Origin of the sequence: Burkholderia sp. BCC1985 (assembly GCF_905339915.1) — a bacterium.
Classification (GTDB): domain Bacteria; phylum Pseudomonadota; class Gammaproteobacteria; order Burkholderiales; family Burkholderiaceae; genus Burkholderia.
This window is the reverse complement of the sequence record NZ_CAJPGY010000062.1, coordinates 1-19386: the sequence shown is the minus strand read 5'-3', so window position 1 is coordinate 19386 and position 19386 is coordinate 1. Positions and strand designations below refer to the sequence as shown.

General features: G+C 63.2%; 19 protein-coding genes and 2 tRNA genes. 8 read left to right on the top strand and 13 right to left on the bottom strand.

What is annotated here, in order from left to right; all coding sequences use genetic code 11:
• Window positions 1-14: 14 nt before the first annotated feature.
• From U4Z31_RS34355 to U4Z31_RS34335, 4 genes are all read right to left on the bottom strand, one after another.
• Complete coding sequence (locus U4Z31_RS34355; protein WP_185735462.1) at window positions 15-677, bottom strand: ABC transporter ATP-binding protein; 663 nt, start codon at window positions 675-677, stop codon at window positions 15-17.
• A 12-nt stretch (window positions 678-689) separates the two neighbouring features.
• A complete protein-coding gene (locus tag U4Z31_RS34350) occupies window positions 690-1847 on the bottom strand; it encodes a hypothetical protein (RefSeq protein ID WP_044844872.1) in 1158 nt (385 codons plus the stop codon).
• 68 nt (window positions 1848-1915) lie between these two features.
• Complete coding sequence (locus U4Z31_RS34345) at window positions 1916-2128, bottom strand: MbtH family protein (RefSeq protein ID WP_044844873.1); 213 nt, start codon at window positions 2126-2128, stop codon at window positions 1916-1918.
• Window positions 2129-2904: 776 nt separating this feature from the next.
• Window positions 2905-3429, bottom strand: coding sequence for a hypothetical protein (locus U4Z31_RS34335; RefSeq protein WP_235879376.1), 525 nt, complete (start codon window positions 3427-3429; stop codon window positions 2905-2907).
• Between the two features lie 422 nt (window positions 3430-3851).
• Here U4Z31_RS34335 and U4Z31_RS34330 point away from each other — a divergent pair, with 422 nt between their 5' ends.
• Window positions 3852-4289: a hypothetical protein gene (locus U4Z31_RS34330; protein WP_124667601.1), complete on the top strand. Its 438-nt coding sequence runs from the start codon at window positions 3852-3854 to the stop codon at window positions 4287-4289.
• A gap of 6 nt (window positions 4290-4295) precedes the next feature.
• Here U4Z31_RS34330 and U4Z31_RS34325 read toward each other — a convergent pair.
• Window positions 4296-4372, bottom strand: a tRNA-Arg gene (locus U4Z31_RS34325).
• Window positions 4373-4563: 191 nt separating this feature from the next.
• A complete protein-coding gene (locus U4Z31_RS34320; protein ID WP_124487597.1) occupies window positions 4564-5394 on the bottom strand; it encodes an undecaprenyl-diphosphate phosphatase in 831 nt (276 codons plus the stop codon).
• Between the two features lie 486 nt (window positions 5395-5880).
• Here U4Z31_RS34320 and U4Z31_RS34315 point away from each other — a divergent pair, with 486 nt between their 5' ends.
• From U4Z31_RS34315 to U4Z31_RS34295, 5 genes are all read left to right on the top strand, one after another.
• Window positions 5881-6792 (top strand): aldose epimerase, encoded by a 912-nt coding sequence (locus U4Z31_RS34315; protein WP_321812716.1) that lies wholly within the window; start codon window positions 5881-5883, stop codon window positions 6790-6792.
• Window positions 6793-6925: 133 nt separating this feature from the next.
• On the top strand, window positions 6926-7618 hold the full coding sequence (locus U4Z31_RS34310) for a peptidoglycan DD-metalloendopeptidase family protein (protein WP_044844879.1): 693 nt from the start codon (window positions 6926-6928) through the stop codon (window positions 7616-7618).
• A gap of 384 nt (window positions 7619-8002) precedes the next feature.
• Complete coding sequence (locus tag U4Z31_RS34305) at window positions 8003-9622, top strand: acyl-CoA synthetase (RefSeq protein WP_321812715.1); 1620 nt, start codon at window positions 8003-8005, stop codon at window positions 9620-9622.
• Between the two features lie 83 nt (window positions 9623-9705).
• Window positions 9706-10032, top strand: coding sequence for a DUF2288 domain-containing protein (locus tag U4Z31_RS34300; RefSeq protein WP_012363583.1), 327 nt, complete (start codon window positions 9706-9708; stop codon window positions 10030-10032).
• A gap of 10 nt (window positions 10033-10042) precedes the next feature.
• On the top strand, window positions 10043-11413 hold the full coding sequence (locus tag U4Z31_RS34295) for an MATE family efflux transporter (RefSeq protein ID WP_321812714.1): 1371 nt from the start codon (window positions 10043-10045) through the stop codon (window positions 11411-11413).
• A gap of 25 nt (window positions 11414-11438) precedes the next feature.
• Here the strand turns inward: U4Z31_RS34295 and U4Z31_RS34290 are convergent, their stop codons facing one another.
• Window positions 11439-11624 carry a hypothetical protein gene (locus tag U4Z31_RS34290; protein ID WP_044844881.1) on the bottom strand — a complete coding sequence of 62 codons (186 nt, stop codon included), beginning with the start codon at window positions 11622-11624 and terminating at the stop codon, window positions 11439-11441.
• A 135-nt stretch (window positions 11625-11759) separates the two neighbouring features.
• On the opposite strand from U4Z31_RS34290, the gene U4Z31_RS34285 reads away from it, so the two are divergent.
• On the top strand, window positions 11760-11930 hold the full coding sequence (locus U4Z31_RS34285) for a hypothetical protein (protein WP_014897413.1): 171 nt from the start codon (window positions 11760-11762) through the stop codon (window positions 11928-11930).
• Between the two features lie 208 nt (window positions 11931-12138).
• Here the strand turns inward: U4Z31_RS34285 and U4Z31_RS34280 are convergent, their stop codons facing one another.
• Together U4Z31_RS34280 and sixA are read right to left on the bottom strand one after the other, a co-directional pair.
• The gene (locus U4Z31_RS34280; protein WP_257775169.1) at window positions 12139-12945 is read right to left on the bottom strand and encodes a GNAT family N-acetyltransferase; all 807 of its coding nucleotides are present in this window, start codon (window positions 12943-12945) and stop codon (window positions 12139-12141) included.
• Window positions 12946-13104: 159 nt separating this feature from the next.
• Window positions 13105-13566, bottom strand: a complete 462-nt coding sequence (sixA, locus tag U4Z31_RS34275) for a phosphohistidine phosphatase SixA (protein WP_044844883.1) — start codon at window positions 13564-13566, stop codon at window positions 13105-13107.
• A 163-nt stretch (window positions 13567-13729) separates the two neighbouring features.
• Between sixA and U4Z31_RS34270 the strand changes: the two genes are divergently transcribed.
• Window positions 13730-13806 (top strand) — tRNA-Pro (locus U4Z31_RS34270).
• A gap of 846 nt (window positions 13807-14652) precedes the next feature.
• On the opposite strand, the gene U4Z31_RS34265 is transcribed toward U4Z31_RS34270, so the two are convergent.
• The 4 genes from U4Z31_RS34265 to U4Z31_RS34250 all read right to left on the bottom strand — a co-directional run.
• Window positions 14653-14940 (bottom strand): PAAR domain-containing protein, encoded by a 288-nt coding sequence (locus tag U4Z31_RS34265; protein WP_321812713.1) that lies wholly within the window; start codon window positions 14938-14940, stop codon window positions 14653-14655.
• An 11-nt stretch (window positions 14941-14951) separates the two neighbouring features.
• Window positions 14952-15908, bottom strand: coding sequence for a T6SS immunity protein Tli4 family protein (locus U4Z31_RS34260; protein ID WP_321812712.1), 957 nt, complete (start codon window positions 15906-15908; stop codon window positions 14952-14954).
• Window positions 15909-15982: 74 nt separating this feature from the next.
• Window positions 15983-17929 (bottom strand): alpha/beta hydrolase, encoded by a 1947-nt coding sequence (locus U4Z31_RS34255; RefSeq protein WP_321812711.1) that lies wholly within the window; start codon window positions 17927-17929, stop codon window positions 15983-15985.
• A 34-nt stretch (window positions 17930-17963) separates the two neighbouring features.
• The coding region (locus tag U4Z31_RS34250) for a DUF2345 domain-containing protein (protein ID WP_321812710.1) at window positions 17964-19386 on the bottom strand (1423 nt) is incomplete at its 5' end.

Here is a 19386-nt window from a genome sequence, read left to right as displayed (position 1 = left end):
CGCCGGTCCCGTCATCACTGCTCGACATGCATTGCAACGTTCGACGGTCTCGACAGGACGATACCGTGTGCCGTCAGTTCGAGGATGCGCGCGCGGGTCGCGGCGACCAGTTCCGCGTCGTGGGTCGACATCAGCACGACCGACGTCGGCGCCGCGGCCGCAATCATCCGGCACAGCTGCGCATGTGCGGCGGCATCGAGTGCATTGCTCGGTTCGTCGAGCAGTATCAAGGCCGGAGGGCCCATGAACGCACCGACCAGAAATACCTTGCGGCGCGTTCCCTGCGACAGCGCGCCAAGCGGTTCGTCGGCGTATCGCGTCAACCCAAGGCGGTCGGCCGTCACCAGACCCTGCTCGAGATTCGTCCCCCGCGCATCGGCAATCAGCCGCCATACCGACGATGGTGTCACGAAATCGTAGAACTCCTCACTGTCCGGCATGTAGCCAGTACAGGCCTTGGCCTTGTCCGCTGCACGGTCGATCGCGTGACCGCCCACTTCGACGACGCCCTCGTCGGGCCGGACCACGCCTGCCAGCAATTTCAGCAACGTCGATTTGCCGCTGCCGTTCTTGCCCCTCAGTGCATAGACGCCTGCCTGCAGTTCCAATTGGACGTCGCTGAAGATCGTCCGTCCGGCGTATCGCTTGCCCAGCCCCGCTACTCTCAGGATGCTCATGTCGTTTTCCATCTATTTCAACATGCCGTAGCAAGCGATCGCACAGCCCGCCGTCAGAAACGTATCGACGATGCGAGACGCCCGCGCGCCCCACCAGCGACACGCCGCCAATGCAACGGCGAGGCCGGCGTAGCATGCAAAGACGATGGCGTAGCGACGGCCTTCGTCGGTTGCAATTGCGAACGGAACGCAAATCGCCAGCACATAGGCACTCGACAGCCCCACGATGCTCATCGCCGCCGCCCGATTGAAGCGGGCAATCGCGCGAGGCAAGCTGCCCAGCCAACTGGTCAGCCGGCCTGATTCGTCGCGCATCCACCCATGCAGGATCGCGATCTGGTACAGCGCGAACGGCAGCACCACGTTCACGATGCCCCAATGTCGCGACAGATAGTCGGGCATCGAGACGATCCATCCGCAGATCATCGCCAGCACGGCCAGCATCAAGCCGCCCAGCCGCAGTGAATGACCGTAGACGTTCACCATCACCGCACGAACGAGTTCGAACGGATTCCCACCGCGGAGCAACGTCGCTCCGTGCTGTTCGCGCTCGACGAACGCGTCAAGCCGCGCGCGCCACAGTGCGACAACGCCGCACGCCAGGGCAAGTGCCGCGCAGGCGGTCCCTGCGACGCCGAAGCGAAGGACGATCCATAACAATGCGTTGGCCGCGAACACCGCCGTCAACGCCGCGCGCGACCGCGCAAGCAGCGCGAGCGGCGCGCCCGTCCAGGCGAGCGCAAGCGTCGCGACGACCAGCGCAAAGGTTGCGCCGGTCACCGTGTCGCGCGCGCCCAGCACGTGTCGCGCAATCGCGGCAGCGAGCATGATCCAGAACGGCCACAGAGCAGCGCCCGTCACGATGAGATCGGCCGCACGATGCGCGCGGATCCCGCCTGGCAAACTCGCGCTCCAGCGGCGCGCGGCGCCACCGAACACCGTATCGCCCTGCACGGCCACGGACGCGGCAGCCAGCATCGACAAGGTCGCCAGCACCGATGCCACGCCAAGTCCGGTTGCGTGTTCGGCCAGCAACACTTTCATCGGCATGCCGAGCAGGTCGAGTTGCGCATTCAACGGCAGCCCGAACACGAAGATGCCGACGATGATCGCCAGCGTCTTCGCATGACGCGCGACAGCCTGTGCGACCACACGCGAATAGGCCTTCATGCGCCAACCTATCAGCGTCCTCGATGCCCGCACGTTCGCGGCCGGCAAGCCGGCCTGCCTCGCGGCGTTCACGCGGCTCCCTCGCCTGCCATCGCCTGACGCACGCTCAGCGGACGCATGTCGGTCCAGGCGCTTCGAATGTGGTCGAGACATGGTTCCCGGGTGCCGCCGAATTCGGCCTTTTTCCAGCCGGACGGAATCTCCGTAGAAGTCGGCCAGATCGAATACTGCCCCTCCTGATTCGTCACGGCCTCATGGCGCTGGCTTTCGATTTCCTTCATGCTGCGTTTCTCTTTGTTCTCTCGGAAAACTGTTCTCGTTTTTGAACAAAGATTATTTCACGCCTGAATGGCAACTGTACGGCCCGGGTGTGCATCGGGCTCGCTTTCTCCGCTCTTTTCGAGATCGGACAACCCTAACCTCAGGTTCAGGCATTTCCATAATGCGCGCGCACATTTGCCACGCGATGTCATATGGCGCTCGATAATGGCCCGCATTTTCTTTATCTTGAAAAATTGCATGCCTACGGACATGCAGCACCACCATGCTGCCCGTTGTTCTCGCCTTCAGGCGAAAGTAAGAACTCGATGAGTCAACGCCGCCGACGGATGCCGCAATGCTCGACAAAGTTGCAGCGATGGTCACTAACGCCAAGGACCAAGTAGCGGCTCTTTCCATGCAACTTTGGTGGAATGACATCATCCTCGGCGGACTTGTACTTCGGCACCGGTGAGAAACTGCCTCGTCAAGCGGCTAACCGCTAACGCGTTCGGGCGGGCTTTCCGTCGGCCCACGCAGCGGGCACGCGCCCGGTACGAAGCGACAAGCCGTTTTTTGAACACGGACTGAACATCATGGAAGTTGCCAGTATCACCGGGCACAAGACGCTTGCCATGCTGCGGCGGTATATGCACCTGCGAGCCGACGACTTCGCTCTGAGGCTAGACTGACAGACTCCGAGCAAGGGGCGGGACGGGGATACGTTTCCCGTCACCGCCCGAAGCCTCAATTGGCGCAACCGCGATCTATCAATCAAGAGGGATCGCAAGTCGAATGGCTATTTGCTCGCCGTCGTTGACGAATCGAGGATTCCGGTATTGATGACCTTGTCCACGAAATTCTCCATCGCATTCGCGATTGCCTTCTGTCCGGCGTCCGCCAACGCGTCTGCACCTACGCCGCAAGACCCATCTTGACTCGAATGTCCCTGTCCGCGAAACGTCGTCGCAATCAGTTCCTTACCCGCCTTATCAGATACGCGGGCGCGAATTGCTATGTCTACGTTCGCATCTGCTGTCGGGACGAAGAAGCCGGGGGTAAAACGGACGCGCGGATCGAACTCAGCGAGGTCGAACTTGAAAACCAGTCCGTCACCCAATGTGGGAATTGCACCGCCGTTCCTGACCGCGTGAGGAAAGGCCGCTTCAACCGTCTTCGACAAGGAATTTTCGAGGGTCTCTCCGATATACATGGGGTATCGGTGAGCGCCGCACTGGAACCCCGGCTTCACCTCCTTCCCGGCAGTCGCTAGGTTGTCACTGAACACCACATACGCCTTGTCCTGCTTGACCTTGGTGCTCATTACTTCAGCAGCCCCTGATTGGGACGACACTTGCACGTTATAAGCGCAACCCGAACACAGACTAACCACTGCAAGAGCGGTTAGTGATTTGATCCATCGCATAGCATTCCCCGTAACTCATTCATTTTGTAAGCCATCCCGCTAAAGGAGATAGCTCGAATAGGTTAACGGCAGCAGTAGCTTCAATCTATAGGTGTCGCCGAACATCGGCCCCCTGCAGCGCGCCTCACAATTTCAAATCAACACAATAACGACATCTCGGGGAAGCATGAGGACAATGACATTGGCGTGTGTAGCCATTGGACTATTGACTGAGTGCGGGAAATCCGACCAGCGGACCACGGGAACACCAGTGTCCAATACGAATGCGCCGACAGTCGTCGCGCTTTCGTTCACCATCGAAGGTGCATCGTTGATGCGATATGTTTCAGAACAACCTCAAGTTCGCCAAGGTACAGGTCGGCGTGAATGGCGGAGCGGCGGTGCAATGGTCCGCAACCTCGATTGCGATAGCCGAGAAGGTCGCGACGTTCGGCGCGGATTCGGTCGAAGTGTCGGTGCGTCGCAATGAGGTGCTCCAATCGCACGGCGGCAGATTCCGGGAAGTCGCACACGCGTACTACAGCCAGAATCCCAACCATTCAGAGGTCAGCCTACCAAGCATCCACGCCTCGATCTTGTCGTGCGACCGGCTCGGCATTTCAGCTTACGACGCCGTCAAAAATGCTTGTCAGAGTGAGCCGCCGGTCTCACATGGATTGGTTGCGATCGTGGTTGACTACAAACACCTACATGCTGCCCACACGAGCGCGCCGACAGAGGATGAGAAATTTGAAAATAAATATCAGCTAACGCACTGATTCCATTGGCCCGCCCTACACGATTCGAACGTGTGACCTACGGCTTAGAAGGCCGTTGCTCTATCCAACTGAGCTAAGGGCGGTCGAGGGGAAAAGACACGGCGACAAGACAAAACCCGGACCGCATTCCACGCGAAAGGCTTCGAGCGCCACCACCACACCCCAAAACTCGAAGCCCCGAAACGAAACGGGCCCGGCATGAAGCCGAGCCCGAAATTATACCCGATCATCGCGTCACATCAGGCGCGACGCGCGACCGGAGGCACCGCAACCCTCAAACCGGCTGCGGATGCAGCATGAACCAGCCGAGACAGAACACCCCGGCAATCACGCAATACACGCCGAACGAAGCCAGCCGCCCGCGCCCTTCGAAATAGCGCATCAGGAACCGTACGCTCAGATAAGCCGCGATCGCCGTCAGCACGCCGCCGAGCAGCGCATCGGCGAGCTGGTCGCGCGCATGGAACAGCTTCGGCAGTTCGAGCACGCCCGCGGCAAAAATGATCGGCGTGCCGAGCAGGAACGAAAACTCCGCCGCCTTCTCCGCCGTCAGTCCGGCCACGTTGCCGGCGATCATCGTCAGCCCGCTGCGCGAGAAACCCGGAATCAGCGCGCCGATCTGCGCCAGGCCCACGAAGAACGCCTGCTTGAACGTCATCTTCTCGGGCGGTTGATGCGCACGGCTGCGCTGGATCCGGTCGCCGATCCACAGCAGCACGCCGTTGATGATCAGCGCGATCGCGACGATCCGCAGGTCGTGGAACACGCGCTCGATGCGCTTCTCGAGCAGCAGGCCGACGATCCCGGTCGGGATCGTGCCGATGATCAGCGCCCACATCAGGTGCCCGTCGTCGTTCTTGCGGCCGCCGAGCTGCGCGAAGAAGCCGCTGATCAGCGCGATCCAGCGCGCACGGAAGTACCACAGCAGCGCGAGCGCGGTGCCGAGGTGCAGCGCGACGAGGAACGGCAGCAACTGCGGCGCATGCTTGTCGATGTGCATGCCGAACAGCGCGGGCACGAGCAGCGTGTGGCCGAGACTGCTGACGGGGAAGAGTTCGGTAACGCCCTGCAGGACGCTCAGGAATACCAGAAACCAGAGACTCACGCGTCGGTCCTTTTGGTGGTGATCAGTCGGGTAGAAGAGCGGACGACGCATCGCGCGTCCGAAAAAACGCGCCCCGATTATGCCCAGCCCAGATTACTGCGCCAAGGCATTTGACTGGTTATTGCGGCAATGCACACAAACGCTTGCAATTTGTAAGCGCGCAGAAAGCAAAAAGCCCGCCATTTGCATGGCGGGCCTTGCGATTCCGGCAGAAATTGCCGTCAGCGGCCGAGCTGATAGAAAAACAATACCGTGCTGCCGGTGAACATGCCGAACAGTGCGATTCCCATTGCCATTGCCAGATCCATGGCCCCCTCCACGAAGTGTCATGACCCGGCAACATCACCGGTTTAGAGGCATTATCCAGACCGTCGGCAGGTTGAAAAACTCGCAATTTCCCCGAGAAGGGTTTTCCCCGACCGCGTCGCAACCCGATAATGGAGCGCGCCATCGCGCACCCCGCCCACCCGTTCATACCGATTCGCCATGCCGATCTTCCAGCAGCACGACATTCATGAACTCCACGCCGGCCCGTCGCTCGTTCGGGTCGCCCCGCAATTCGGCGGCCGCCTGCTGTCGTGGCACGTCGACGGCGAGCCGGTCATCTTCTGGCCGGACGCGGCCGACTGGAGCAACCTCGCGCGCGTGCGCGGCGGCAATCCGCTGCTGTTTCCGTTCCTCGGCCGCCATCGCGTCGACGGCGAACTGGGCCGCTGGCGCGATGCCGCCGGCGTGGTCCGCGACCTGCCGATGCACGGCTTCGCGCGCGACCTGCCGTTCGCGGCACGCCCGTCGGCCGACGGCGCCGCGCTGTCGATGACGCTCGACGCGAACGACGCGCTGCGCGACAGCTATCCGTTCGATTTCCGGTTCGAGACGACCTACCGGCTCGCCGATGCGCACACGCTCGACGTCGCGCTCACCACGACCAACCGCGGCGACACGCCGCTGCCCTACTACGCGGGCCATCATTTCTATTTCGCGCTGCCGCACGGCGAACGTGCAGAAACCACGCTCGAGCTGCCGCCGACGCGCCGCTGCATGCAGCACGCCGACGGCTCGATCAGCCCGCTCGAGCCCGGCGCAGCGTCGTACAGCCTCGGCGATCCGGACATCCTCGACCGCTTCCACTGTCTCGACGGCGCGCCGTCCACGCCGGTACGCATCGTGATGCCGGGCCGCCGCCGCACGATCGAGATCGCGCTCGACGTACCGGGCTCGATCCCGTGGTACGCGGTCACGACCTGGACGGAAAAACCGGAATCGGACTTCTACTGCGTCGAGCCTTGGCTCGGCCTGCCGGACGCGATCCACAACGGCCTCGGGCTGCGCATGCTCGCGCCGGGCGCGACGGAAACGGCCACGCTGCGGATTCGCGTGCTGCCGCTCGCCGGCTGACATCGGCCGCGCCGAACCGGTGCACGCCGGCCGCGCCCGCGGCCCGAAACTGCGGTGCGCGGGTCGAACCCGTTAAAATCGGACGTTTTGTATCGCCTGCCGCGTCGCGCGCGGCAGGGTTTTGCGAGGTTCAATGATCGGAACAACAACGAAGCGGCTCGTCGCGGCCGCCTGCGCCGCGCTGCTCGTCGCGTGCGGCTCCGCTCCCGTCGGCCCGGGTTACTACCGCGTCGAGCGCGGCGACACGCTCTACAAGATCGCGCGCGAGAATCGCACGTCGACGGCCAACATCGTGCGCTGGAACCAGATCACGAACCCCGACGCGATCGAGGTCGGCCAGGTGCTGCGGGTCGCGCCGCCGCCCGGCACGACGACCGCGTCGACCACCGGCACCGGCAGCGCGGGCCGCAGCCGCCCCGCGCCTTCCGCGCCGGTCGAATCGGCGGTCAAGCCGGCCAGCAGCATCGCGCTGATCTGGCCGGCCGCCGGCAACGTGGTGCGCAGCTTCGACGGCTCGAAATCCAAGGGCATCGATATCGCGAACGCTGCGGGCACGCCGGTGCTGGCCGCCGCGCCGGGCACCGTCGTCTATGCGGGCAACGGATTGCGCGGCTACGGCAACCTGATCATCCTCAAGCACAACGCCGATTACCTGACGGCCTACGCGCACAACCGTGCGCTGCTCGTGAAGGAAGGCCAGCCGGTCACGCAGGGGCAGACGATCGCGGAGATGGGCAACAGCGACAGCGATCGCACCGCGCTGCACTTCGAGCTGCGCTACGGTGGCCGCTCGATCGATCCGGCACGCTACCTGCCGGCGCGCTGAGCGCGCCAGCGTCGACGGCAGGCGACGGACGACACGCGATGCCGGCACGCATCGCATGTCGTCGCGAGGGAGAACGGGAAGGTTGTGTCAGCGCTTGCGCAGACGGCCGGTGAACCGGCCGGACAGCGGATCGACGCGGCTGGCAAACGCCACCAGCGCCCCGATTCCGAAGAGGCTGAACCCCGCAGCTATCAGAAGCAAATCCATGGTCATATCACTGTTTTGTCGTGATCTTATGCGTCATGACGGAATCGTGCACTGAGCCGCACCGGTTGCACGAGTCCGCACATTCCCTATCTATCAGACGCCATTGTGGTTTCGGTCGCGTGAAATGCCGATGTAATCCATCGACCGATGCCGACGATCGACGCCAAGGAGACTCGCATGCTGCCCGCCGCCGACCGCTACGACGACCTGCTCGCCCGCTTCCGGTGGGACGTTCCGGCCCGTTACAACATCGGCGTGGACGTCTGCGACAAGTGGGCCGACGGCAGCGGACGGCTCGCGCTGATCCACGAAACGGCGCAAGGCGACGTGTCGCGCCTCACGTTCGACGACCTGAAGAATGCTTCTAACCGTTTCGCGAACAGCCTCGCGCGGGCAGGTTTGCAACGCGGCGACCGGATCGCGATCTTCCTCGCACAGGGTCCGGAAACAGCGATCGCGCATCTCGCCGCGTACAAGCTCGGCGCGATCGCGGTGCCGCTGTTCACGCTGTTCGGCGCCGACGCACTCGAATACCGGCTCGCGAACAGCGAAGCCGCCGCGCTCGTCACCGACGCAGCCGGTTACGCGAAGATCGCGTCGCTGCGCGCGCAACTGCCGATGCTGCGCACGTGCTACTGCATCGGCGACGATGCACCCGACGCGCCTGGCGTGCGGCGCTTCGACGCCGCGCTCGCCGCCGAATCGCCGGACTTCGTGCCGGCGGACACCGCGGCCGACGATCCGGCGGTGATCATCTACACGTCCGGGACGACCGGCAAGCCGAAAGGCGCGCTCCATGCGCACCGCGTGCTGCTGGGCCATCTGCCGGGCGTCGAGATGTCGCAGCAATGCTTCCCGCGCGACGCACGCCTGTTCTGGACGCCCGCCGACTGGGCCTGGATCGGCGGGCTGCTCGACGTGCTGCTGCCGTCATGGCATCACGGCGTGCCCGTGCTCGCGCGCCGCTTCGAGAAGTTCGACGGCGAAGCCGCGTTCGCGCTGATGGCGCGGCACGGCGTGACCCACGCGTTCCTGCCGCCCACCGCGCTGAAGCTGATGCGCGCGGTGCCGGCGCCGCGCGAGCGCCACGCGCTGGCGCTGAAATCGGTCGCGAGCGGTGGAGAATCCCTCGGCACCGGGCTGACGGCCTGGGGGCGCGACGCGCTCGGCGTGACGATCAACGAGTTCTACGGACAGACCGAATGCAACATGGTGCTGTCGTCGTGCGCGGCGCTGTTCGATGCGCAGCCCGGTGCGATCGGCAAGGCCGTGCCCGGCCACGCGATCGCGATCGTCGACGAGCACGGCACGCCGCTGCCGCCCGGCGTCGAGGGGCGCATCGCGGTGCGCCGCCCCGACCCGGTGATGTTTATCGAATACTGGCGCAATCCCGCCGCCACGCGCGACAAATTCGCGGGCGACTACCTGCTCACCGGCGACACCGGCACGATCGACGCCGACGGTTTCGTGCGCTTCGTCGGCCGCGACGACGACGTGATCACGAGCGCCGGCTACCGGATCGGCCCGGGGCCGATCGAGGACTGCCTGCTCACGCATCCGGCGGTACGGATGGCGGCCGTCGTCGGCGTGCCCGACCCGACGCGCACCGAGATCGTCAAGGCGTTCGTCGTGCTGAACCCCGGCCACGTCGGCGACGACGCGCTCGTGCAGGCGCTGCAGGCGCACGTGCGCACGCGCCTGGCCGCGCACGAGTACCCGCGCGCGATCGCGTTCGTCGACGGCCTGCCGATGACGGCGACCGGCAAGATCGTGCGGCGCGCGTTGCGCGACGCCTGAAACGGTCGTGGCCGTACCGGGCGGCCGGCCGCTCGCCCGGATGGTTTATAGTGGCGCCACGCAGTCTTTCCAGCACACAACCGATGTCCTCCCACCAACACGAATCCGCCGCGGGCGCGTCGCACAGCCCGCTTTACGCCAAACTCCTCGGCGAAACCGCCAAGATCGACTGGTGCGATCTCGAACGCTTCTTCGCACAGGGCAAGCTGCTGTCGGTCGCACGCGATCTCGATCTCGTGAGCGTCGCGGAAGCGATCGCCGGCGACGACGCGCAACAGGTCACGCGCTGGCTGTCGTCCGGCCTCGTCGCACGCATGCCGGCGGAAACCGCCGCCGACTTCGCGGCGCGCAATCCGGAGCTGTGGGCGGTCGTCGTGTCGCCGTGGGTCTGCGTGCAGGAACGCGCCTGACGCGTTCGCCATGTCCGAATCCGCATTACCGCACGGGGCCGGCACCGGGTCGGCCGCCGTCTCGCACCGGCGAGTCCTTGCGCTCGCCTTCCCGATCGTCCTCGCAAACCTGACCCAGCCGATCCTCGGCGCGGTCGACACGGCCGTCGCCGGCCACCTCGACGGCGCCCAGTATCTCGGCGGCGTCGCGCTCGGCGGGCTGTTCTTCAATTTCGTGTTCTGGGGCTTCGGCTTCCTGCGCATGGGCACGACCGGCCTCGTCGCGCAGGCGCACGGCGCCGGCGACGCCGCCGGCATCCGGCTGAACGTGCTGCGCGCGCTGATCGTCGCGTTCGCGCTCGGCACCGCCGTGCTCGCGCTGCAGGTGCCGCTGCTGTCGTTCGCGCTGACCGCGCTGGGCGGCAGCGAGGCCGTGCGCACGACGGCGCTGGCCTATGGCCACGCACGGATCTGGAGCGCGCCATTCGCGCTCGCCAACTACGTCGTGCTCGGCTACCTGCTCGGCGTGCAACGCGTACGGCTCGCGCTCGTCGCGCAGGTCTTCATCAATGCGGTGAATATCGGGGCCGTGCTGCTCTACGTGTACGGCTTCGGCTGGGGCATCGCCGGAATCGGTGCGGCGACCGCGACCGCCGACGCATGCGGCTTCGCGCTCGGCGCCTGGATGCTGTGGCGGCTGCGGCCGCGCGGCCTCGCGCCGCTGGCCGCGCGGGCGCTCGCGGACCGTGCGGCACTCAAGCGGCTGATCGCGCTCAATCGCGACATCTTCCTGCGCACGCTGTGCCTGCTCGGCGCGTTCGGCTGGTTCGCGCATCTCGGCGCCAGACAGGGCGACGCGACGCTCGCGGCCAACGCACTGCTGCTGAATTTCCAGACCTTCATGGCCTACGGACTCGACGGTTTCGCGCATGCGGCCGAGGCGCTCGTCGGCGCCGCCGCCGGCGCGCGCGACCGCGCCGCCTTCCGGCAGGCCGTGCGCGTCACGCTGCTGTGGTCCGCGCTCGGCGCGCTGCTGTTCGCGCTCGTCTACTGGGCCGCGGGCGGCTGGATCGTCGCGCGGCTGACCGACCAGGCCGAGATCCGCGCGGTCGCGCTGGGCTACCTGCCCTGGGCGGCGGTCTCGCCGATCGTGTCCGTGTGGGGATTCCTGCTCGACGGCGTGTTCATCGGCGCAACGCAGACGCAATCGCTGATGCGTGCGATGGTCGCGTCGTTCGCGATCTTCATCGCCGCGACGCTGGCGGCCGTCGGCCCGTTCGGCAATCACGGGCTGTGGTTCGCGCTGCTGCTGTTCATGGTCGCGCGCGGCGCGACGCTCGCGCGCTACCTGCCGGCGCTGACGCGGCGGATCGGCGCCGACGCGGCCGCGGCCGGCACCTGACGACCGCGAAGGCCTGCCGCTATCGTCACTGCACGGCTGCGGGTGCCGACGACGCCGGCTCGCCGAGCATCGACGGCGGCGTCATGTCGGTCGGCACACCGTGGTAATCGGCCGGATCTTGCGGCGGGTGGCCGCGACGGGCCTGGCGGGGATCGCTGGCACAGCCGGCAAGAATGGACGCGGCCAGCACGGCCAGCATGAAACGGGTCATCGGGAAGGCTCCGTAAGACGGCGCGCCCATCGCGCGCCAGGACCGCGCCGAGTCTAGCGGAATTCCGGGTTAGGGATCGTCCCGCGCGTGTCCTAATATGAATCCATGGCGCTGTGCCGTTGAAAGGAGGCAGCCATGTCGTCTGAAGAGATTGCCGGCCTGATCGGCCTGTTCATCGGCCTGATGGTGCTCGTCGCCCTGTCCTATTTCGAGTCGCGCGAATACAAGCGCAACCATGGCGGCGAAGGGATGATCCATCACTGGATGGCCGAACACCATCTGCTCGACTGGCGGCGCAAGCACTAGGCAAGCCCGCCGTGTCGTCCGGGCCGCCGCGCGCGGGGCCCGCTCCGAACGTGCGTCCACCCGCACGGTGGTCGGCGCATATCGCTCGAATTAACAGGGTCGGATAAGACAACATCCCCGGAATGGTCGAACGCCGTCGCGCGACAACCTGCCGCGCGACGGCGTTCGCTTGCGCGCGCCTGGAGCAGCGCGCCGCGATCGGGATGGTTCAGCCCAGGAAGTGCCGGGCGTAGCGGGCGTTGATGTCCGACAGCCGGAACAGCGTCAGGAAGTCCGCGCAGTTGAAATCGGGATCCCACGCCGGCGCGCCGCAAATCTTCGCGCCGAGACGCAGATAGCCCTTGATCAGCGGCGGCGGCGCGACGACGGTGCCCGTCTGCAGTTCGTCGACCGGCAGCGCCGTGTGCGGGAACGCGCGGTATTCCGGCGCCGTCAGCGAATTCGCCGGCAGCGACTGATACAGGTTCGCCGCGTAATGGCCGCCGTCGGCCATCGATACGCTCGCGCAGCCGAGCATCGTCTCGTAGCCGTTTTGCATCATGTATGCGCCGAGACCGCCCCACAGCGCCATGATGACGGCGCCGCTGCGGTAGTCGCTGTGCACGCACGAGCGGCCGACCTCGACCATCTTGCCGCGCAGGTGCGTGAGGCGCGACAGGTCGAATTCGCCCTCGGCATACAGGCGGCCGACCCGCGCGGCCTCGTGCGGCGGCAGCACGCGGTACGTACCGACCACCTTCAGCGTGTCGAGATCGCGCACCAGCAGGTGGTCGCAGTAGGCATCGAACGGATCGACGTCGAGACCGGACGGACCGCTGACCTGCGCGCCCATCTCTTCGGCGAACACGGTGTAGCGCAGGCGTTGGGCCTCGCGCAGTTCGTCTTCCGTGCGCGCCCAGGCGGCACGCAGACGGTACTCGGATGTGACGGTTTCAGCAGCGCGCGGCAGGTGACGCCGCGTCGTGTCGAGGGGAAGCGAGGCAAAAGGGAGCGTAGGCGTCGGCAGTTCTCGCATTAGGCTTTCCTGATCGTAAGGAATAGGACGACATGCCAGCCAATGTAGTAACCGGTCGTTACCGTTCTGTGGCACGACCGTGTCCTTTCAATGACGTGTCGCCGAATTGACTTTAGCAGAAAGCTTGCGAAACCGTATGATCAAAGCCCGCAAACCCCTTCAGGCCAGCTCCGGCGTCAATACCGCGCGCAGCACGGCCTGATGGTTGCCGTCGCGCGTGCGGCTCGCGAGCCACACGATGCCGCCCTTCTTGATGCTCCAGCTGTCGTCGTTGCCGGCCATCAATTGCGCCGCGACGCTGCCGAGCGTCGGCTGGTGTCCGACGATCACGACCGTCGGCGCGATGCCGTCCGGCCAGCCGGCGGCGGCCAGCACGTCGTCGACGCTGCCGCCCGGCGCGAGCGCATCGACGGTCCGGTACTGGTCGGTCAGCGCCTCGACCGTCTGCACGGTGCGCGCCGCCGGGCTCGCGAGGATCACGCTATTCGACTCGAGCCGGCTGCGCAGCCATTTGGCCATGGCCTGCGCTTCCTTGCGCCCGCGGGCCGTCAACTGGCGTGCGAGGTCGTTTGCCGCGTAGTCTTCGGCTTCGGCGTGGCGCCACAGGATCAGGTTCATCATGATGTCTCCCTCCATGCTTCGACGAATGGTTCGGCCGACCACCCGCGGGCCGGACGATCACACTTCGAATTGTCGCCAATCGCGAGCGGTTCGTGATGATGTGCGCCGTATGCAAAACGTGATTGACCCGGTCACCCATTAGACGATAGAATCTTTGGCTCGTCGGAGCGTAGCGCAGCCTGGTAGCGCATCTGATTTGGGATCAGAGGGTCGAAGGTTCGAATCCTTTCGCTCCGACCAAGGAATCAAGGGGTTAGCTGATGCTAACCCCTTTTTCTTTGGCGCTACTATTTTGCTACCACCTGAGGCGACTTCCATAAGGAATCGCCACAATGACAGCCCCACCACCGTCGCCGTTGGCAAGCGGCTCAAGGAAGTCCGTCGACATGCTGGCAAGAGTCAGGAAGACCTGGCTCACGAGGCGTCGGTAACGAGCCTGAAGTGTCCTGAGCCGCATCTGAGTCGATATTTCGCCATCCGGCCATCGTAGACGGTCGACAAGCATTCGCCGCCCCGCTCTCGCGCACGATCCTGTATCGGCTTCAGTCCGCCTTGATATCTACGACGCTCGGATCGCCGTTCAGTCGAGCACTTTGCGCACCAGTGACCGCCCAAGACTGAAGCGGCCGTGGCCTCAAACTTATGGCCTGCGGCACAGACGAAACGGTAATTCGCATGTTTTCCACGATACCGCTTGCTCAGGCACCGACCGCCTGCTTGATGGGCGACGTCATAAATACGGATCAGAGTCCTTTTAATCCTGCACTGATGGCATATTAATGGCCCGCCACGTCCGCGCACCCGGAGCATAAAACTTGCCCTGGACATCGACGAAACATGTTTGTCCACGCAACGGAATCGATACTGATGATGTACGGTATGCCACTTGCGGTCGAGTAATACAAAACCCGCGCCCGCAAGGTCAGCCCGAAGCATTTCGAAACGTTCGTCACGGGTTGTCACTGAAACAGGGTCTCGGTACCGATAGAGTAAAAAAGAAGCCGGCCTCTGGCATCACGATATCGGCCCAGTGCCAAACGGAGTGCTACTTGTTCCGTTCAATATTCCGTTCGTATCACCTGCCGTTCAGACCTCGACATACGATACCGATTGCGACGCCACCAGCTTCGGCGGCGTCGGACATGCGCACCGACAGAGGTCGTCACTCAGCGCCGCCTGTCGACCATCCGGCCCGGTGCTCGAATAACGTGGCCCGTCGCACTCAATCACGCCGAGGGTCTTGCACACTGGGCACCACACCGGATCGTGTTCATACGCTTGTTCGCGGTCGTGCAGAATGTCTCGTCCGTCACCACCCTGCACGATGCCTCCGACTGTCGTCGCGTCATCCTTCACGATGTCGTAGCGTCGCATGTCGCCTCCGTTCAGACTGCGCCCGGCCGCAGTCGCAGGCTGTTCAACAGCGTGTCCCACGTTTGCAGGGCGCCGGCCTCATCGACCGGTGACGTTGCCTCCTCAGGCTTCAAATCGGGACTGCTTGCCCCAAGCAGCAACTGAATCGCGGTATGTGGTTTCGCCAACGTACTCGGATCGCCCGGCGCGAGCAGGTAGAAACGATAGGACGTGATCTCGCCTTCCTTCAGTGCGAACAGCACTTCCTCAGCGTCCATCCCAGCCACCGTGCGCTTGCCCTGTCGCAGGATACGGTAGCTGCCGCTCGAAACCTGATCCATCTTCGCGCGCAGTTCGGGAAGGGTTTTGGTTAATGGCGATTTCTGGTCCGCGTTCACCGAATCCCGCATCTGGATGACGAGTAGCGCCGGTCGCCCCGGCATCAGCGCCAGTGACTGGCTGACCTCCTCGGTAGAAGTCGACGAGCCTGTGGCAATCCCACCGTCGAAACAGAACCCCGATTCGGTTGGGACCGACCAGTTATCGCGCGCCTTTATCCGACGATAGATTCCATTATAAATATTCTCGACATCACCAATTGCTGCCGAACCGACGCTGCTAGTTGTATGAAACAAGGTATTGTTTTCGTAAATATATCCCTCAGTATCGAAAGGCAGCCCGTTAGCCGAAACCGCATCCTGGAATACGAACACCCTGGAATCCTTTGTAGGAGAAAATGCCTTCTCCAGCCATACATGATTTGTCTCTTCGTTTCTGCGCCCAGGATTAACGCGTTTTTTTGTACGCAACTCTTTTTCCCGAGCGGCAACTTTTCCCTGATACGTTGCAGACGATACGTTGTACCGCGTCTCCAGTTTTTCTCCCTGAAACTCATATCGTTGATTGGTAATTTCGCTTGCCACTGGGCGTTCAAAAACGAAGCGGCCGATGCACCACGGCCGTGGCTTGGACAACAAGGGATTCGTCATGATCGGTTCACCGGAAAACGTTATCGAACAGGCGCATATGCCTGTCACTAAAAATAGAAATCGGCCAATTCGTGTCAGCATTTCGGCTCCGGGGCATCCTGCGCGATTTGCACGACGCTATAGAGGAGCGCCCAGCGCGTCCACGGATGGTTATAGCTTTCCTGATGCACATAGCCTCCCTGGGCAAACACCATTTGTACGCCGTGGGCTGCGCCTCCCTCCGCGCCGCGCGCGGGGGCTTCGGCGGACCAGACCGGCACCGTTCCGTCACCCGGCACGATGCCATTCTTCTCCGGATCGGGCGTTTCGCTACCCGGCGGCAGCTTCGCTACCTTTTGCACCTCGAACTCGACCGTGACGTTGCGCGAATCCAAGTGCACGCGCAGCTTTCCAGTGTGGGAATCGTCGTGTTTCTCCCCCAGGAACCGCGCAGCGCGCAGCTCTTCCTCCGTCACGCCCGCCGGCACATCTCCCTTCCAAATCACCGTACCCCATGCCAACAGATCGGCCAGATTCTCGCCCTTCTCGATCGTGGACTTGCCGTGATTTTCGGCCGATACCGCCGCCCTTGGTTTCAGCTCTCCATCCCCGTAGGCAACATACGTTTTGTCGTGATAGATGTTAATTATTTTATTTTGATTTGTGACAACTTTCTTAATTGTATCCTTGAAGTTATCGACCACCGACTTTTTTTGAGGGCTTTTATCAAGTCGTTCTTTCATAATTCCGGCTGGATCGAGTAACGATGCCGATTGCTCGGGCACCAAGCCGTACCACTTGGGGTTAGTGAAGACATCATCGTAAGTATTTCCATCCTTCGGCAACTTCATCACCGGTTCGCCGTTGAGTCGTGCAAATATCCACCACGGTTCGCCGTTGTGGTAATCCGGCATCGGCAACAGCTCAAGCGGTCCCGGCGCATTCGCGGCCACCGCTACGAACTCATCTGCGTCGCTCCCGAGCAGGGCACCATTAATGAAACCGTTCACCCCGCCCTCGCTGCCGCCTCCGGTGCGGAACCGCTTCGCCGCGATTGGTGCGCCGGTCGCCGGCAGCACGTTGTGGAATACACCGTGCATCAGGCCCGCTCCACCGTGCATCGCGATCGCCATCCGTGCGACTAGCCCGCCCATCGAGTGCGTGAGAATGATCGCCTTGCCGCTATGGTTCTCCTCAATGATCTCCTTGATGCCCATCAGGCGCGTCGTCTTGCCGGTCTTCTTGTCCTTGAAATCCGTGCCGTCAATCACCTGTTGCGCCGATTTTTCATTCGATTGCAGCCAGTTGTACCCAATTGCGTACACTCGGTACTGGTATTTCATGAAGTGCTTGAACACTTCAGAATCTTTCGCGATCGCATGCCCACGGCCTTGCGTGCCGGCATCGATCGCTCCATACACGGAAGGCTCGGTATCTAGCAGTGGCTTGAACGCCCATTTCTTGCCGTCAGGGTCGCCTTGAATCCAGGGCCCTTTATGCTTCCCCAGATGCATGGGCTCGTTCAGTTGCTCCTGCAGCCACGCCAACATCGGCTGATAGCTCGACCGATACACTGAGCCCCAACCTCTCCGAACAGCCTCCTTCTCGTCCACGTACTGGCTCGGGTCGTCATCGTTTTCGTGCTTGCCAGCACTGACAGGCCCGAACGGGGTGACGGCTGCCAGAGTCGGATCGAACAGCTTTTCCCGCGTGGACGCGCCCTTGAACCACATACCAATCAGTGCTGGCAACGCGCCCGCCTTCCCCAACAGGCCATCCGTCTCCGGTGCAAAGAATATCTCGTCACCGGTTTCGGCGTTCACCAACGGCGAGCCCATCACGCCTGGCAGGAAGATCACCGGAATGATTGGCCGCACATCGCACAGCAGTTCTTTGGAGCGCGTGTCACTCGCCGGCGTCAACGTAAAATGCCCGACCGACGCTCCGTCCTTGTCCGTGCGACCAGCCTGCTGGACAACTTCGTTCTCGGCATCGTCACTGAACGGCGATCCGCCGCCGGATTGATCTGTGTTTTCGCTCATGTCGTTCTTCAGATTCGACCATCGGTTATCGGATTCATGCCGCAGGACCGGTCGGCTTCGGCCGCAATGCGCGGACGGCCAGCTTCTCGATATCGTCGCTCTTCTGCTCGGCCACGTGCCCCAGCTCGTTCGTTATCCCGGTCAAGCGTGTGCCATCCCCGCGGATCAGTTCGTAGGGGTGATTTTTCAGCACCTCGCCCGTGATGCGATCGCGCAGCACATACGGATCGTTAAACTTGGCCTGCGGCAGGCTGTTCATATGCTGCGCAATCGAGCTCGGCCCCTGACGGCTGAGCGATGCCGATTTGATCGTGCGCGGGCCTTGCGTGCCGTCTTCAATGCCAGCGGCCACCCACCGGGTGTAAGAGCCGCCCGCCTTGATGATGATTTCATCGGCGTCGAGCACAATGCGCTTGGCCTTCACGGTCACGTCTTTACCCGCATTGATGTTCACGTCATCCGTGTTGGCCGACAGCTTGATCGGACCTTTCGCCGTCACAAAGAATGCGCCGAGTTTCTGCGCGAAGAAGCTCACCTTTTCCGCGGCCGCCACGACGAACGACTTGCCCGTTGCAACGTACGTGTTCTCGTTACTGACGACGTTGACCTCTTTCTCGGCCACGATATGCGTCGAGCTGTCCGCGACCAGTGCAATGTCTTTCGGCGTCGATACCAATATGTTCGGCTGCGAAAATCCGTTGGCGCTGCCCGTACCGCCGCCCGCCGTCACCCCGCCTGACGTATCGCCTGAAACCGGGTGCTGGATGTCCTTCGACAGCGCCTTGAGTGCATCCTGTCCGGTTTGCAGCGATTCCGCCTGAGCGGTTGTGCTTGCGCTAGACAGCGATTCGACCAGCATTCCCGCCTGCTGCAACTGCGACCGCGCCTCGTCCACGCCCATCTGCTCATCGTCGTACGATTTCGAGTGCGCACTGATGGACAACCCCTTGCTGGCACGAACCGCACCGAACTCGTCGGCGTGCAGGATGAAACCAGCGCCCAGATACTGCCCGCGCGTGTTGCCCTCGTGCTTGATCAAGTAGCCCTGCGTCAGCGCCGCATAGCTCTTGCCGGTATAGCTGACCAGCCGCGTCCCACCTTGATTCGTGGAGTCGTCGTGAACGAATGAGTTATAGGCGCCTGTCTTGCCGAACCCCTCCGATTTGAACCCGGACAGCAACGCGTTCGAATGCCACTGGGACGGGGTCGTCCCGCCGTTGATGCGCCCCAACACGAACGGCTTGTCACAGTCGCCGTTCCAGTAACCGACGATGACCCATTCATGCGCTCTCGGAACGTGAACCGCTCCATAGCCGTTCCCAGTATCGGATTGAAGCGACGACAGTAACGGCGAGGAATTGAAGGCGTCCGGTGGATTCTTGCGATCCCAAGCGAAATGCACCCTGATCTGGTTCCGGTCGTTTGTCCACGCCCCCGATGGGCAGTTCAAACTCCTC